Origin of the sequence: Latilactobacillus graminis DSM 20719 (assembly GCF_001436415.1) — a bacterium.
Classification (GTDB): domain Bacteria; phylum Bacillota; class Bacilli; order Lactobacillales; family Lactobacillaceae; genus Latilactobacillus; species Latilactobacillus graminis.
This window is the reverse complement of the sequence record NZ_AYZB01000035.1, coordinates 131,909-147,779: the sequence shown is the minus strand read 5'-3', so window position 1 is coordinate 147,779 and position 15,871 is coordinate 131,909. Positions and strand designations below refer to the sequence as shown.

Genomic DNA, 15,871 nt, shown 5'->3' with positions numbered 1-15,871 from the left:
AAAGCGTCGGAATTTTCTTAAAATTTAACCTAACAGTTCTAGAAAAAGATGTTTCGTTTGATAATGTTACTTCTTCAAATGCAAAATGGTCTTGTTATTACACAACTTTTAACAGATGGGACGATCGTGCTAAGTAACGGGGCCCACGTGGCAGTCGGTCAAAAAATTAACTTTATGGAGGGGAGCTGATTTCAATGCTACAATCGGTTGCCAGAAAAGTTAGCTTAGTCGGGATGCGTTTGGCGTTATTGATCGTCAGCGCCCAGGTTAGTCTACCGATTTTGCTAGTCCCAGTGACTCTCCAAACCCTCGCGGTCGGGGGTGATTGGGACCACATTGCCATGGCAGTTCAGTCGGCTTGCTATCGGGGGTATCTTTTGTTAGGCATGTTCGGTTTACCGATTTTTGCAAATTATGCGAGTGGTGCCGCAGTGTTAGTCGGGCCAACCGGCGGCTATCTGATAGATTTTATCGTCTATGTGCCCATTGTTCATTATAGTCAGCAACTATTTGGGCAATCGAACTGGGTGCTACTTGGCGGCAATGTGCTAGCAAGTATTATCCAACTTGGTTTTGTGCCGTGAAATGATTAAGTGTTGCTTGGTGGTGATGATTGCCAGTCGAATCAATCAAAAGAGTGATTTTAGAAAATAAATATTTAAATGAAAAGAACCATAAGATATGCTGTTTTGGGCTTATATATCTTATGGTTCTTTGTTTATATAATAATGCATAAATGAAAAATAGTTTTAAAATAAAATTAAAATAGAAGTTTATATTATTTTTTAAACTTAAGTAAGTTTGAATAACTAAAATATAAGAAAAATGAAAATTAATTTATCTTGAAGAGTGCGATTAACGGGGATAAATTAAATACCATTTGATAAAATAGGGTAAAATTAGTTTAAGGGGTTGCCATTAAATGGAATTTTTGGTAACATAATATTATAAAGTTATATAAATATAGTATAACTTCATAAAATAAAGGAGAGTTATTATGGCAAATACAATTAAGTTAACCCCAGAAGATTTACGTGCCTCAGCAAATAAATATGAGGGATTTAATCAAGATGTTTTAGATTTAATCCAGAATGCATCTCAAGAACAAGAAAATATTCGTTCAAATTGGGAAGGGAATGCTTTTGATAAATTTGATCAACAATTTGAAGATTTAAAACCAAAAATGCAAGATTTCGCTCAATTAATGGATGATATTAATAATCAATTGAAGAAAGTCGCTGAGATTATTGAAAATACTGACAACGACATTGCAAACCAAATTAACTAATCTATCAGTAGCTTAAGGGGCGGACATGTAAAGTTCACCTCTTTTTTATTATGGATAATATGGAGATTAATATGCAGATGAAACGACATATAGGAGTAATCATTATATCTTTATTGACAGCTTGGGTGATGATTGTAGGTGCTTTGAAATTAAATACGTTATATCAGTCAAATCAAACGCAAAGTATAAAGAATAGTCATACAACACCTCATTTAAATATTGCGTTAGTGAATGAGGATTTAGGCGTGACATTGAATAATGAGAAAGTGAATTTGGGTCAAAATTATACAACTCAGGCAGAAAAGGCGAAAGGAAATCAGTGGTTCGTTGTTAGCCAAGGGATTGGAAATGTTGGGTTGAAAGATGGCGATTATCAATTGATGATTGAAATTCCGACAAATTTTTCCGAGAAATTATTGGATATTAATAATCCTAATCCCGACACTGCTAAAGTAACGTATTCAGTTGCAGATTCTGCCAATACAAATGTTAAAGCAACGGCAGAAAAAGTTGGTCAAAAGGTTGTTAGTCAATTAAACGAACAGTTAGTAAATGTTTATTTTGCAAGTGTCTTAGATAACCTTTATACCGCACAAAGTAATGTTTCTACATTGGTGACAAACGATTCTCAAAATATCGATCAGTTCAATAGTAAATTAACAGAACCCGTACAAAATTTTCAATCAATATTTCCTGTATTGGGCTCGCAGATGGAATCAACAGTCGATACAAATACAGGATTGCAAGGTGCGCTAACAGATTTAGGTAAGTCTGCTAATACAGTTCATGATGCGGGTACAGCAGGAACTGAATCATTCACTGATTTGCTTGATAAGCATGCTAATAACAAGATAACAACAGCTCAGTTTTACGATGCTATCCAAGCAATGACACCTGATATTTTAGGAGATCAAATCAATAGTGCCATGGAATCGTTACAAGACTCTAGCCAATCATTAAAAAATAGTATATCTGGAAAAGAAAATCTAAGCGAAGGCGAGGCGGATTTGAATTTAACGTTAGCTGTTAAAAATATGCAGGCTGGCATAACAGGGATGGATAAGGTACAACAAAAAAACTATCAACAGGCTAATACCGTTATTCAGAGTGTAAAAACACTAAAAGATAATTTTGCGGCGCAAGTTGCGGCACAAATTGGATCAGAAAATCCCGAACAAATTACACTGGGAGATCTAATTAAATATAAACTTGACGGCCATGAAGAAACTGATCTGAATGATAATGCAGTAGCAGCATTAGCCAATATGATAAATGAACGTAACCGGAAAAAAGTAAAGATTATTCAAAAAAGAATTGATTTATTACCATTTTCAACGGTTGATTCGCCGATAATTGAAAGCTTAAAAGGACAGGCAAAAATTGATCGTGATAAATCACAAATAGATAGTTTGTTAAACATTGAGACAAGTATTCATTCACTCAAAGAAACAATTGATAGCTATAATTCGTCAGTTACTGATGATGAATTAAAATTGATGTATCCAAGTACAACGGAATCTAATAGCTCATCGCAGCCAAACGAAAGTAAACAACAATTGATAGAGCTGTTCAAGCAATATCAAAGGGCATTACAACAGCATTCAAATGATGTTACGTTGAAGTATCGTGCGTACACAGCTTTTACGTCTAAGACAGAAGGTATCTATAATAGTGAATTAGCTAACGTACAAAATTTCACCAATAAGAATGACGAAAATGAAGCAATCATGAACGATCAAGATTTACCTGAAGCTGTGAATGGACTGCTATCGATGCCATTAACAGAATACGTTAATCAGATTGGCTCAACTCTGGTATTGAATAGTTTGGGGTTAAGTGAAGATAAGCCACTTTTAATGGATGATGGGACACCATTCACTGTTGATGAATTGGTTCAAGCGATTAATGAAGATCAAGTTTCAGACAACTTAACCAAACTAATGACGGAGTTGAATAAGCAAAACACACAACTGATCAGTGATTCAAAAGTAGTTCAAACGAATGTTCAACAACAGGCTAAGCAACTCTCTGATTTACAAAAGATATATACAGAGTTATTAGAAAATGAAAAAGAAACGCAAACCTTACAAGAAACGTTTAATCAAATGCTAGTAACAAACGGTGAAAAGATGACAACGTATCTGCAAGAAAGTGAAGAATTGAAGCAAACAAGTAGTTCAGAGGTGGATAAGGCTAAAGCAACTTCACAGACGATGCAAGCGTTTAAAAAACAAGTTTCAAAAGCAACTGATGATGGTGAAAATTTGAACAAGACGGTTACAACAGTTAAACAAGATTTTACAACTAGCTTGAAAAACAATAACCGTTTTTCAAATCAGTTCGCAAATGTTTTGAATAACGCACACCAAAATGGCGTTAAAAATGAAAATATGTTGAAATTTTTAGCCAATCCGGTTAACAGTGATTCAAAGACCGTTTCTGTTGGTAAGCAATCAACATTTAATCCGTTTGGTTGGTTAGTCATACTATATGTTGTTAGCCTGTTCTTATCCTTTACGATGCGTTCTGTTGATTTGTTATCTGTACGAAATCGGAAAAGAGATGAACAGAGTCATTTTGTTTTCAGAAATTTAGTTTCGGTATTCTTGAATATATTGATTCATCTTGTACTAGGCATTGGGTTTGCGCTGGTTGTGGGGCAACAACTAATAACTGAAAAGTCTGAGTGGCCCATTTTTGTCTTAACGATTATTCTTTCTAGCATTTTGTTTGGAGAAATCAATAATTATTTAGCACGACAATTCAAAACAGTAGGGTTAGGTGTTGGCTTATTGTTTATGCTGAGTTATATATTTACAGCGTTAGTTGGAAATAATATGCAAGTTCAAGATAATCTACTGCAAGCTAGTTTAGTAGTGAATCCAATAGCTTTCATTAATCGGGTAATGGTTGCTGTTATTAGTAATTATGATTACCTTGCAATGTTAGTCCGGTTAGGCGTTGTAGTTGCTTTTGTTTTTGGTATTAATTTACTGATCTATCACTTTGATTGGGCATTAATATCAAGTCGTGTTGTATTTTGGAGGAAACCACATGAAGAAAGCTAAATGTTTATTACTGTTGCTATTGCTGCCAATCGTGGGTTTAGTTCAAACTCAGTATGTTGCAGCAGAACAAGCACTAGTCAATAATAAATTAGACATTGCAACAGACCGATTAACGACAGATAAGCAAGAACAAACACATACGCAAACAGTGGTTGGGGCTGAAACATTATTTAATCCTACCGATCAGACACATATTAAGCAGTATCATCAAAAAGAAGAAACGTTAATGAAAGCAAAACAAACTAAGTTATTTACACAAGGTGCTACAAAGACAGAAGTGACAGTGCCTAAAACAACGGACTTGAATGTTGCGACGGCCGCTACATCAACTTCAACAACTAGAAGTAGTAAGCAGCAAAATGGTGGTTCAGGAATAGTGGCGTTATTTAGTGGGCTTTCGATTACTGCTGGTGGTGGCGCATCTGTCTTATTAAGGCGACGCGATTAAAAGAAATAGAGGTCAATCATGATAAATATTACGATTAAGTTAAATGAAAAAGCCAATTATGATATTCGAGTACCATTAAATATTAAGACTTCTAAATTGGTAGCAATGTTAGGTAGTGCATATGATTTTGATCAACCAGAATTTCCGATACTTGTTAACCAAACGAATGGTGAAGAATTTTACCCGTTTGATGCTTTGACGGCAGATAAGGTTGCAAGCGGGAATATATTAATTTTGCAAAGCTAGTTACTTGGCTTTGCATACATATTAAAGATAAGGAAGTAAGTAAATATGGGATTTAAGTTAGGCAATCAGGTTGTAGAATTCTTACATGAGAATGATGATATTGAATTAGTTTTGCCACAGTCAGCTATTCGACAGAATAGTGATGATGTTTTGTTAATGATTCGGCAACCATATGCATTTTTTGCAGAACAAGTTTTTACTAAAGTTCATGATAATTACCATTTTAAATATAGATTAGATGAGGGTACTAAACTATTTAGTAATGTTCAGCAATGGCGATTAATTGATAAATTACAATTAGCGCAGAAATTGTTGGTTGTTCAGGAATTAGAAAACTCTGTCTATGCAACAACTTTACACCCAGAAAATATTATGATTTCTTCAACAGAGGATCCCATCATACTTTATCGGGGAATCAGAGCAGTGATGCCACCAGTCGACTTTGATGATCAATTATTATTTAGTCAACTGAAGTCCTTATTAATTATTTTAATCAATGGTAAAGGTCAATTTGATGATTTAGCTGAGGGTGGGTATAAATTCGCTAGTGGGTCAAAATTAATTAAAAAAATTATTTCAGCTAATGACTATGACGATTTAAATCATATTTTAGCAGAGCAATTGATTACGCTAAAAGCAGATGAAGATAGCAAAAAGAGAGTTGTTTCAAAAATACGATATCGAGTTTATCAACAGGCAACTATTTGGATGACTGTTGCAACATTGATTTTATTAGCAGTTGTTGGCTATTGGCAATTTAGTTTACAACCTCGAGAAGATTCATTCTCAAGCGCAACAACGGGATTTCTAAAGAAGAATTATTCAGACGTGACTAAAGAATTGACGGATGTGTCAGAAAGCGCACTACCAATGACACAACGGTATGAACTTGCTTATAGTTATGTGCAGAGTGCCGCATTATCAAATAAGCAGCGCGAGGCAGTATTAAATAATATTAGTCTGAATTCTAATAAAAACTATCTTAACTTCTGGATTGAAATTGGTCGTGGACAGCTAGGTGAAGCGTTAGATACAGCTAAAACGACTGAAGATAATGACTTGATTTTATACGCAATTACAGAAAAAATGGCTAAAATCAAGGCTGATCCCAATAAGTCAGGTGCTAGTCGTGAAAAGAGCTTGAACGATTTACAAAAAAGCTATGATAAGTACTATAAATTACGAAAAAAGGCATTAAACGATAAATAAGAGGAGTAAACAAATGAAGATATACGTTTATGCCCAAAATAGGGTAATGCATTTACCGACCAGTGATGAAGATTATCAGTTAAATGAGGTTATGTCAGAATTCCCTGAAGAATTAAATCGCTTGATGATTCATGTCAGTGATGATCGAGCTGTTATTTTACAAGATGGACAAGAAATTGACACTTTGAATGCAGAAGGCGAAAGATTCACTCGCTCAGGGGTTACGATTAGTGCTATGCACATAATCCGACAAGTATTTTGGATTCAAGATAAGACCGAACTGTGGGTATCTGGTCAAACAGGTGCGGCGATTCAATTGGCAGATATACCTGTTGAAGATACAACTATCGGTGGTTTTCTCCTGAAACGAAGTGCGGTTACTGATAAATGGGAGTTGATTGTTCAAGGCAATGGGCTCTACACAATGGGACGACTGCTTGATAAGGGGACTAATTTTGTTCTAGACAGCGGTCAGACGATTACTTTCGGGACAACGCAAATTAGAATTTTTGAAAAAGAACTATGGGTTTATGCAGCGGAGATAAGCATTAAGTCTAAAATTCCATATGGTCAAATAAAATCAGTGTACGATAAGCCCGATAATTATCCAGCGTATCGGCGATCACCACGACTTATTTTACGTAGTCCAGATGAACAGTTAACTGTACCGCAACCACCAGCAAAAGCTAAACGAAATGATGATGGCTTGGCAGGGCTAATTCTACCACCAGCATTAAGCTTTGGGGCAACAATTGCGATGGCGATTTTTATGCATCGTGGGTTATTGGTTTTAGTTACAGGGTCTGTCACGTTAGTCACAACTGCGATTTCAATCCGTAAATATTTTAAAGATAAAAAAATCCGTGAAAAGGAAGAAAATCAGGCTGTTGAAGCATATGAGCAAATACTAAATGAACGTAATTTAGCAATTAATGAAGCAAATGCTAAGCAACGTAAAGCAAAAGAATATCATTATCCAGATATTTCGGTTTTAAACCAAATGGTGGCAGTCACCGATTCAAGGTTATATGAAAAAACACCACAACAATTTGATTTTCTAACTTATCGATTGGGATTAGGTGAAGAAGAATCTTCATCACAATTAAAATTTGAAGCAAAACCTGAAACAGCTAAAACGGTTTTTGGTAAGATGGCTCAGCGGGTTTTCGATGAAGGTCGCACTTTAAAAGACATGCCAATTATTGGCACATTAAACAGCAGTGTAGTCGGGTATGTTGGACAACGAAAAACTGTTTTAGAACAACTACAATTATTAGTGCTGCAAATAGCAACTTTTCAAAGTTATCACGACGTAGAATTTGTGACAATTTTTCCAGAAGAAGAGAAGCAACTTTGGGATTGGATGCGTTGGCTACCACATAGCCAACTTCACGACATTAATGTTCGTGGATTTGTCTACAACCAGCGAACACGCGATCAAGTAATGGGTTCAGTTTACAGTTTGTTGAAAGAAAGAAAAAATGCATTAAGTGAAACCAGTCGTAATCAACAGCCGTTATTTTTACCACGGTTAGTGATATTGGTAACTGATGAAAAATTAATTATGGACCATGTCATTATGGAATACTTACAAGAGGATCCACAGGAATTAGGCGTCAGCTTAATTTTTACTGCTGATGTACGTAGTTCCTTACGAGAAAATGTTAAAACGGTGATAGATGTACTGGACAGTACAACTGGAGTGCTCGTTATGGAAGATGGTGTTGTCAAGAATAAGCAATTTAAATTAGATCATGTCCCAGACTATGTCGATAAAGAATTGTTTGCTCGTTATTTGGCACCGATCGATCATAAATTAAATTTAGAAAGTTCTATTCCATCGATGTTGGATTTCATGCAAATGTATGATGTGACGCATGTTGAAGAATTGTCGATTAAAGACCGGTGGGAAAATAACCAACCTAGAAAGTCGATGGCCGTACCGATTGGTTGGCGGGCTGATCACGATGTTGTCGAGCTAGATCTTCATGAAAAAGAAGATGGCCCGCATGGTCTTTTGGCCGGAACGACCGGATCTGGTAAAACCGAAGTGATTAAAGATTTAATGACTTCACTCGCGGTTAATTTTAAGCCGACGAATGTCGCCTTTTTGCCGATTGACTTTAAGGGTGGGGCGCTTGCGGATGATTTAGCGTACTTCCCACATACTGTCGGGGCAATTACTAATCTAGATGGTGCGGCAGCAATGCGCGCACTGACATCGATTGATGCCGAGATGAAACGGCGGATGCGTGTCTTTTCATCTGTCGGGGTTGCCAATATTAATGATTACCACAAGGCACTAGAATCTGGGGATGCCACTGAACCAATCCCTCACTTAGTAATGGTATCAGATGAATTTGCTGAGCTTAAGTCACAAGTGCCTGAGTTCTTGGATGCGTTAGTGCAGACCGCGCGTGTTGGGCGTTCGTTAGGTGTCCATCTATTATTGGCCACTCAAAAACCTGCCGGGGTTGTTAATGATCAAATCTGGGCTAATTCTCGATTCCGAATTGCCTTGAAGGTGGCTGATGCAGCCGATTCAAAAGAAATGTTAAAAACACCTGATGCAGCAGATATTGTAGAAACTGGGCGTGGCTATCTACAAGTTGGGAATAATGAGCGTTATGAATTATTCCAAACAGCCTACACCGGTGCGGATTATAAGCCTAATCAGGAAGAAAATTCAGAGGAAGAATTGGCTATTTATAACATTAATGAATGGGGCCAATATAATAAACTGAATAAAAATGATGATACAGGATCAGAGAAGGTTACCAAAAAAGTCAAAAAACAAATTGACGTTGTGATCGATGAAATCAATCATATTTTCAATGAAGGTGACTATGTTCGTCCAACAAAGGTCTGGTTGCCTGCTTTGAAAGATCGGGTCTTTTTGGCTGATTTAACTGAAACTGATTTTGCTAGTCAATGGCAAAAGGCCAAGCAACCCCTAGTAGCGACACTTGGCTTGATGGATATTCCGGCTGAACAGGATCAACGGCCACTAGAACTAAACTTGTCTGACGGGCATGTCGTGTTATATGGCTCATCTGGTTATGGTAAGTCAACCTTCATTCAAACTATGATTTTGGATTTGGCACATAAGCATACCCCTGAAACACTACACTTGTACCTAATGGATTTTGGCACCAATGGTTTGCTTCCATTACGGCAATTACCGCATACGGCGGATTTCTTCCGGTTAGATGAAGAAGAGAAGATTACTAAGCTAATGACGAAGTTAATAGAAAAAATTAAGGAACGGAAAAAATTATTAGCGCAGAAAAACGTCGCAAATTTATCATTATATGAACGTGCAACCGGTGAAAGTTTACCTGAAATTGTTGTCGTGTTGGATGGCTATGATGGTATGAAAGATGTTAGTTACGAGAATGAATTAAATAAATTAATGATTCAGATTGGACGTGAAGGTTTAGGGCTAGGTATCCACGTTGTTCTCACCGCTAATCGAACCGCTGCTATTCGCTCGAACTTATCCTCTACCTTGAAACATCGATTGATGCTAAGTTTACTTGAAGTCGGAGACATTTCTGGTGTTGTTGGACGAACCAAATTAGTGCCTCAAGATCGACCAGGCGCTGGATTAGTCAAGCTCGATGAAGCTGTTGAGTTCCAAACAGCTTTACCAGTTCGAGGTGCTGATGACTTAGAAGTGTTGGATAATATTACAGCAGAAATTAAAACAATGAACGAAAAATGGACGGGTAAGCGTCCTAAACAAATTCCGATGATTCCTGATACGCTAGATGTTGAATCATTCATTGAATTTGAAGGTGTAGAAGATGCGTTTACTGCTGGTGACTTCCCACTAGGGTTAGATACAACGACTGTTGAACCGATTATGCTTTCGGGAAATATGATTGTTTTCGGTCAACCTGAAGATATTAGTTATCAGTTAATGGTTAGTGGTTTGATGACACTTGCAGAGCGTGCTAAATCAGCACTCGTATTTGACGGACAAAATCAAGCTGATGTGGTTGACTTCAAAGAAAATATATTAGATCAGTTAATTGATGATCAAATAACGAATCAAACAATTGTCATTAATCATACAGAAGCGTTCATCAGCGCAACAAATATTGAACCGGATATTGATGAGATTGGTAATGTGAAAGCTAACTTATTAGCCGATTTACTAGATACTGAAAACACCTTTATCCTAATTGATGAATTTGCGTGGTTTAAACGTGGTCGAGAAACGGCGCAGTATGAAATTAAAAAACGAATCAGCGGCAGCATGGCAACCATGCGTGCGGTTGATCAAAACAGTATTATGGATGGTTCAACGAACAGTCGTGAACCAGCGTTGCCTGAGAATTTGGCAACGATTAATCTGCGTGGATCGTTCGATCGAATGCAGTATGTAAGAGGTGAGATAGATGGGTAAAGATCATATATTGGAGCAAGCAGCGATTGGTCGTGAAATTGCTCAAATGAGTAGTAAAGTCGGAAGTTTATTTGCGAGTTCAGCGACTGATACTGCTAAAAGAAATCAGCTGAAAAAGGCGTTAGAGAAATTAAATCGGCTTACTGATCCATTTAGTGATGAAATAAGTAAAGCAAACGAAGTGCTCTTGATAGAAACAAATGATTGGAATGGCGATCGGAAAGATAAAGCCGAAGAAGCAATCGATAGTTTGGCAAAATCGCTATCTTCTTTAAAAAATAAATTGGAAGATGCCAAAGGTGATATAGAGGCCGAGATTGGCAGCTTGAACGGTAAGATTAATGCGCATAATAATACAATGGCGGCACTTAAAAAACTAATTTCATCAAAAACAAACGAGATGAAGCATTTAAATGATTAGTTAGTAGGAGGTAAATTCATGGTGAAGAAAATTAGTTACAATCAGTCCGATTATAGTCAGGCCGTCAAACAGCTAAAGACCGATTCTTCAGCGATTCAAATAAAGTTGGATGACGTTAAATTAAGTAAGACCAATGTTCATGCAGCAAAACCCGCAATTAAAATTCTAGATGAAGTAGCACAATTAACGAGTGGATTTAGCGAATACGCTAATAGTGCTGCGGATGATATGACTACCATTGGTGAAAAAATTGAGGCTGCGGATAACGCAGCTAAGAATGCAGTCGGGGGAAACTAAGATGGGAAAATACGTCGCAACTGAATTCGATGAGTTAGTTGATTCAATTAATCCTAAAATTAAAGCCCTCCGGAACCAATTAAAAAGCTACGAAGGTTCCGGACAAAAATTCGTCGACATGGATTCTTTCAAAGGTTCTGGTGCGGAAAATGCGAAGGACTACTATCACAGCGCGCAAATTCCGGCCGCTAAAACCTTCAGTACATTGGTCGGTGATATTCAAAAAAAGGCAAAGAAAATTCAAGATGATTTTCGAGATAATGTAGACGCAAATTCCAATGCTGTTTATGATTCTGATTTTTTGGAGGATTATCTAAGTAAAGGCAAAACTAATAAAAAAGCGCTTGATCAAACAATTCGCGAGATCAATGCCGCCATTGAGTCATCTGGTTCTGATCGTGCTGAAAAGTTAAAGCCGTCGGCGTTTAATGATCACTTTGATGAGTGGGAAAAAGAAGTCAAAAAGGCCAAAGAGAAATTTGATGATTTTCGTTTAGATAATGCAAATACGTGGGAAAGCCTAGAGAATCGGACTGATAGTTTTCAAACGGTTATCAAAGGTTTTGCCTACAGCAAGCAACATGGTGGCGTTACCGCTTATAGTGGTAAAACGAAATCAATGTTGAAAACAGCGATAAGGAACGCAAAACCGGTTAGTGAGGTGGAAAAAGAGTCCGGGATTAAGAAACCTAAAAATATGAGTCAACAGAAGTATAAAGCATTAGTTTCAAGAGCTGAAGAGGCAATGGCGCACGCACCAAAATCGGTGAAAGGCAAAAAAGCAAAACAGCTCTACAAGCAATACCTTGCCAGTCAGTTAGGGGAAGCTAAACAAAAGGATTGGGATAAGACGGTTAAAGCAGTTAATGAGACTGCTGAAAATGATTCTGATTTCCTAACACGTTTAAAGAGCCAAGTATTGAGTACGGATACGGCCAAAGATGCACTACAGGAAGTTGCACAGCCGTGGATGTTGAAACAAACTCAAAATACGTTTAAGAGTGTTGCGAGTGCAAAACTTGGTGCAGGATTAACGGCTCGAGAAGCATATGGTTCAGCGCTAAAAGTATCGGCTGAAGCACGTAATGGCATCGGAAAATCATTCTCGGCTGGCGGAAAGCTATTAGGCGGAGTCGGGATTGCTTTGGATGCGAAAGGAACCTATGATTCCGGGAAAGCACAAGGATTAGACGATATTCATGCGGCAGAATATTCGGGGGCGAAAACAGCATCGAAAGTTGGTTTAAGTCTAGGAGCGATGGCTTTACTAGCAGCAGTTTCTGTTACTCCTGTTGGCTGGGCAGCTGTTGGATTATCATTAGGGGTTTCCTTCGGTGTTGGGAAAATTGTAGATTATGGAGATCAAAAAGGTCTTTTTGATTTCACAAAAGGGGTAAAGTAATGAAATGGACTAAAATAGAGCCTGGAAGACATACATTATCATTAGAAATTGATGGACTTCGTTATAGTTTGCTTGTTCGAAGTAGATGGTACGAGTTCTTGTTACCATTTAATATATCTTTATTGGGTCATGAAGTTGGTCGATATCAGGCGCCTTTAGAAATTCATAAGAATAACAGTAATTATTATTTCACGGGGTATGGGCTTGCAAGTATTCTTTCGGCATTATTAGTAACGCACACAGTTACCTTGAATCTTTTCTTAATGAATCTATTTAAAATCTTATTATACTTAGTAGGTCTAATATTAGTAGTTTTTTGGTTCAACCGAAAAAAGAAAAAGTGGCATAGAATAAATTTGAATACTTTAAATGCCCCCTTACCGGTTATTTATTTAATACCAGGAATAAAAGCAGTGATAATTGTCATTTTAGGAACAGCATTTAATTTAATTGTCTCATATTTTATGTTAATTGATAGTTCAAATGTTGTCACAGATGATTGGCGTATATTTTTTGCAATGCCCTTGTATGGTGCATTTATGGGATTAATTGGTTTATTTAGTATTGTACCTGTCAAACAACTTTATAGAATTCGTAAAATTAAATACCAAGGTCGAGAAATCACGGTACCTGAATTAGAACAAATTATTAAAAACTTGGAGACACAATAGAATGACAAATAAAACTGAGTATTTACCAATTAGAAGCAAGTATTGCAGTGGATTACGCAGATGATCATGGTGCGTACGATAAGATAAAGGGGAAATCATAATATGGAGATTATTAGTGTTCGTGGTGGAAAGTATGGCGCAGAAACTAAAATCAATAATAAGTGGTACGGGTTTCTCCCAAAATCTAGATGGTACGAATTTTTATTGCCATTCAATATGATTTATTTAGGGCATTATGTTGGTGAACGCAAAGGGATGTTAAGGAAAAGCAAACAAAATCAATTTGATTTAATTGCAATTGGTTGGGGACTTGGCGGTATTCTTTCGGCTATTTTAGTTCAACATTCGGTTAATATAAGTGGTGTAGTGCAGGGGATTTTTAACATGTCACTTTTTTTATTTGGATCGATTGGGATGATTATTTGGTTTACTTTAAGGCGTAAATTATGGTTAGGAAATCGTTTTAAAGAAGAATATCCGCGTTTATATTTGGTGCCCACAATACGTGCAACTTGGTTGAACATATTTTTTTCGCTTTTTATGATAATAATGGCCATTTTTTTTATAGTAGTAACTTTTGATGAAAAGCAGATAACGGATTGGCGAGCTTTTATTGGTTTACCGTTATACGGAGCTCTTTTTGGGCTTTCTGGTTTCTTTGCAAATATACCACTTCAGAATAATAAGTATTATATTCGTAAAATCAAATACCAAGGTCGAGAAATCACAGTACCTGAATTAGAACAAATTATTAAAAACTTGGAGGTACAACAAAATGACAAATCAAACTAAGTATTTACCAATCGGAAGCGTCGTGATTTTAAATGACGGTGAAACACCGGTGATGATTGTTGGGCGAGTATTGTTGCTTGGAAAAAAACAAATATTGTGGGACTATCAAGCAGTTGTGTACCCAACCGGACTAGAAGAGACGTTAGTCTATTTTAATCAAGGTGATATACAAGAAATCTTACATCGTGGTTTTGAAGATGCAACAGAAGAAAAAGCACAAGCTGAACTAAATGATTGGATTCAAAATAATGCCGATCAGTATACACGCGGGCAAACAGAATAAAATAATTAAGTTATCGGAAACAGGCGATTAATTATCGTATTAATCGTTTGTTTCTACTACATAGAAACAAGGGTGTTCAGCAGTTATTACAAATAAAGAAACTTTAATTTCGAGGTCGGCATGATGAGAAGAATAATTTGGTTAGGTGACGCACCTAAGTCAGGCAGTGTCTATTGGGATACAAAAGAAAAGAAAGCTTATGTTGGCGAATCAAGTTCGATTATTTCGGCAAGTGGCAGTCAACAGAATGGGGCTAAGGTCTGGTTATATACAGGAATTGGAATAGCGATTATCGCTATTTTAGGCTTTATTTTACCGCATGGATGGCTTCATATTAAAGAAGATCCATTTAATTCAGTACTGTCGCGTGTCGTTTTTACAATCTTTTGGATACTGTTTTCAACTATTGAAATCTATTTAATGAATAAGTTTATGTATATGGATATGAAGCATATAAGACCAGCTACATCGAAACAAGTTCAATATGCAATTGAATCAACTGGTTATCTAACGAATCCAAATACGAAATATGGGAAATATTGGATTGTATTTTCTTTTATAGTTTTTGTAACAATACTTATGCAAGCTATACCAATTAGTATTATTGTGGGGGTCTGATTATGGTTATATTATTATATGCGTTTGGTTCCAGTATTTGTACTTTCATTTTCGTTCACATTTTATGGATTAATAATGGGTATCGTTGGTTCAAAGCCGTAAAAGAAATACAAGAAAAAGGATTAAAGGAGAAAAATAATGAATGATGTCATTTTACCATTAGGATCAGTCGTCGCTTTAAAAGATAGCGACGGCACTTTACTAACAATCGTCTCACGCGGGGCGCTAACAGAACAGGCAGGCACGACTTATTACGCAGACTATGGGGCTGTCGTATCACCATTAGGCTTGGTTGATGTTGATGAAATCTACTTCTTCAATCACGAAAATATTGAAGAAGTAGTCTTTGTGGGCTATTGTGATGCGCAAGAACAAGAATTTGAAGCGGATTACCCAACCTTGATTGCTTCAAGTCAGTACCCTAAATTAGAAATTACAAAGTAGAAATCATCTGTAATGGCAATTAACCCAATGACATCTAGTCATTGAGTGCTATACATAGACATTAAGTTTTTTACTAAGGAGATGATAGATATGGGAAAATACGTCGCAACTGAATTCAATGAGTTAGTTGATTCAATTAATCCTAAAATTAAAGCTCTCCGGAACCAATTAAAAAGCTACGAAGGTTCCGGACAAAAATTCGTCGATATGGATTCGTTTAAAGGTTCTGGTGCGGAAAATGCAAAGGACTACTATCATAGCGCGCAAATTCCA

General features: G+C 36.7%; 16 protein-coding genes. All 16 read left to right on the top strand.

The genetic code is table 11. The features are described from left to right. The first annotated feature begins 194 nt into the window (after positions 1 to 194). Positions 195 to 584, top strand: coding sequence for a biotin transporter BioY (locus FC90_RS05810; protein WP_057908326.1), 390 nt, complete (start codon positions 195 to 197; stop codon positions 582 to 584). Positions 585 to 997: 413 nt separating this feature from the next. Continuing rightward, positions 998 to 1,288 carry a WXG100 family type VII secretion target gene (locus FC90_RS05805; protein WP_057908325.1) on the top strand — a complete coding sequence of 97 codons (291 nt, stop codon included), beginning with the start codon at positions 998 to 1,000 and terminating at the stop codon, positions 1,286 to 1,288. Between the two features lie 77 nt (positions 1,289 to 1,365). Next, positions 1,366 to 4,356: a type VII secretion protein EsaA gene (gene esaA, locus FC90_RS05800; RefSeq protein ID WP_162258683.1), complete on the top strand. Its 2,991-nt coding sequence runs from the start codon at positions 1,366 to 1,368 to the stop codon at positions 4,354 to 4,356. Further along, the gene (essA, locus tag FC90_RS05795) at positions 4,343 to 4,804 is read left to right on the top strand and encodes a type VII secretion protein EssA (RefSeq protein ID WP_057908323.1); all 462 of its coding nucleotides are present in this window, start codon (positions 4,343 to 4,345) and stop codon (positions 4,802 to 4,804) included. The genes esaA and essA overlap by 14 nt, the downstream gene beginning before the upstream one ends. An 18-nt stretch (positions 4,805 to 4,822) precedes the next feature. Further along, a complete protein-coding gene (locus FC90_RS05790; protein WP_057908322.1) occupies positions 4,823 to 5,050 on the top strand; it encodes a hypothetical protein in 228 nt (75 codons plus the stop codon). 45 nt (positions 5,051 to 5,095) lie between these two features. Continuing rightward, the gene (essB, locus tag FC90_RS05785; protein WP_057908321.1) at positions 5,096 to 6,259 is read left to right on the top strand and encodes a type VII secretion protein EssB; all 1,164 of its coding nucleotides are present in this window, start codon (positions 5,096 to 5,098) and stop codon (positions 6,257 to 6,259) included. Positions 6,260 to 6,272: 13 nt separating this feature from the next. Continuing rightward, entirely contained in the window at positions 6,273 to 10,670 is a 4,398-nt protein-coding gene (gene essC, locus FC90_RS05780) for a type VII secretion protein EssC (protein ID WP_057908320.1), read from the top strand. Next, the gene (locus tag FC90_RS05775) at positions 10,663 to 11,091 is read left to right on the top strand and encodes a YwqH-like family protein (RefSeq protein ID WP_057908319.1); all 429 of its coding nucleotides are present in this window, start codon (positions 10,663 to 10,665) and stop codon (positions 11,089 to 11,091) included. The genes essC and FC90_RS05775 overlap by 8 nt, the downstream gene beginning before the upstream one ends. 18 nt (positions 11,092 to 11,109) lie before the next feature. Further along, positions 11,110 to 11,388 (top strand): TIGR04197 family type VII secretion effector, encoded by a 279-nt coding sequence (locus tag FC90_RS05770; protein WP_057908318.1) that lies wholly within the window; start codon positions 11,110 to 11,112, stop codon positions 11,386 to 11,388. 1 nt (position 11,389) lies between these two features. Further along, a complete protein-coding gene (locus FC90_RS05765; protein ID WP_057908317.1) occupies positions 11,390 to 12,790 on the top strand; it encodes a T7SS effector LXG polymorphic toxin in 1,401 nt (466 codons plus the stop codon). After that, on the top strand, positions 12,790 to 13,461 hold the full coding sequence (locus FC90_RS05760) for a hypothetical protein (protein WP_057908316.1): 672 nt from the start codon (positions 12,790 to 12,792) through the stop codon (positions 13,459 to 13,461). Before FC90_RS05765 ends, FC90_RS05760 begins: the two co-directional genes overlap by 1 nt. A gap of 102 nt (positions 13,462 to 13,563) precedes the next feature. Next, entirely contained in the window at positions 13,564 to 14,253 is a 690-nt protein-coding gene (locus tag FC90_RS05755; RefSeq protein WP_057908315.1) for a hypothetical protein, read from the top strand. Beyond that, a complete protein-coding gene (locus FC90_RS05750) occupies positions 14,237 to 14,536 on the top strand; it encodes a DUF4176 domain-containing protein (protein WP_057908314.1) in 300 nt (99 codons plus the stop codon). The genes FC90_RS05755 and FC90_RS05750 overlap by 17 nt, the downstream gene beginning before the upstream one ends. A 120-nt stretch (positions 14,537 to 14,656) precedes the next feature. Beyond that, a complete protein-coding gene (locus FC90_RS05745; RefSeq protein WP_151886736.1) occupies positions 14,657 to 15,154 on the top strand; it encodes a hypothetical protein in 498 nt (165 codons plus the stop codon). 138 nt (positions 15,155 to 15,292) lie between these two features. Beyond that, positions 15,293 to 15,598 (top strand): DUF4176 domain-containing protein, encoded by a 306-nt coding sequence (locus FC90_RS05740; protein ID WP_057908312.1) that lies wholly within the window; start codon positions 15,293 to 15,295, stop codon positions 15,596 to 15,598. Positions 15,599 to 15,688: 90 nt separating this feature from the next. Next, a partial coding sequence (locus tag FC90_RS05735) for a T7SS effector LXG polymorphic toxin (RefSeq protein WP_201781111.1) occupies positions 15,689 to 15,871 on the top strand: 183 nt, incomplete at its 3' end.

Excerpts from the sequence above, each read along its gene's own strand:
- essC (WP_057908320.1), top strand. The coding sequence starts at position 6,273 with ATGAAGATATACGTTTATGCCCAAAATAGGGTAATGCATTTACCGACC.
- FC90_RS05760 (WP_057908316.1), top strand. The coding sequence starts at position 12,790 with ATGAAATGGACTAAAATAGAGCCTGGAAGACATACATTATCATTAGAA.
- essA (WP_057908323.1), top strand. The coding sequence starts at position 4,343 with ATGAAGAAAGCTAAATGTTTATTACTGTTGCTATTGCTGCCAATCGTG.
- FC90_RS05775 (WP_057908319.1), top strand. The coding sequence starts at position 10,663 with ATGGGTAAAGATCATATATTGGAGCAAGCAGCGATTGGTCGTGAAATT.
- FC90_RS05810 (WP_057908326.1), top strand. The coding sequence starts at position 195 with ATGCTACAATCGGTTGCCAGAAAAGTTAGCTTAGTCGGGATGCGTTTG.
- essB (WP_057908321.1), top strand. The coding sequence starts at position 5,096 with ATGGGATTTAAGTTAGGCAATCAGGTTGTAGAATTCTTACATGAGAAT.
- FC90_RS05745 (WP_151886736.1), top strand. The coding sequence starts at position 14,657 with ATGATGAGAAGAATAATTTGGTTAGGTGACGCACCTAAGTCAGGCAGT.
- FC90_RS05755 (WP_057908315.1), top strand. The coding sequence starts at position 13,564 with ATGGAGATTATTAGTGTTCGTGGTGGAAAGTATGGCGCAGAAACTAAA.
- esaA (WP_162258683.1), top strand. The coding sequence starts at position 1,366 with ATGAAACGACATATAGGAGTAATCATTATATCTTTATTGACAGCTTGG.
- FC90_RS05750 (WP_057908314.1), top strand. The coding sequence starts at position 14,237 with ATGACAAATCAAACTAAGTATTTACCAATCGGAAGCGTCGTGATTTTA.
- FC90_RS05770 (WP_057908318.1), top strand. The coding sequence starts at position 11,110 with ATGGTGAAGAAAATTAGTTACAATCAGTCCGATTATAGTCAGGCCGTC.
- FC90_RS05740 (WP_057908312.1), top strand. The coding sequence starts at position 15,293 with ATGAATGATGTCATTTTACCATTAGGATCAGTCGTCGCTTTAAAAGAT.
- FC90_RS05790 (WP_057908322.1), top strand. The coding sequence starts at position 4,823 with ATGATAAATATTACGATTAAGTTAAATGAAAAAGCCAATTATGATATT.
- FC90_RS05765 (WP_057908317.1), top strand. The coding sequence starts at position 11,390 with ATGGGAAAATACGTCGCAACTGAATTCGATGAGTTAGTTGATTCAATT.
- FC90_RS05805 (WP_057908325.1), top strand. The coding sequence starts at position 998 with ATGGCAAATACAATTAAGTTAACCCCAGAAGATTTACGTGCCTCAGCA.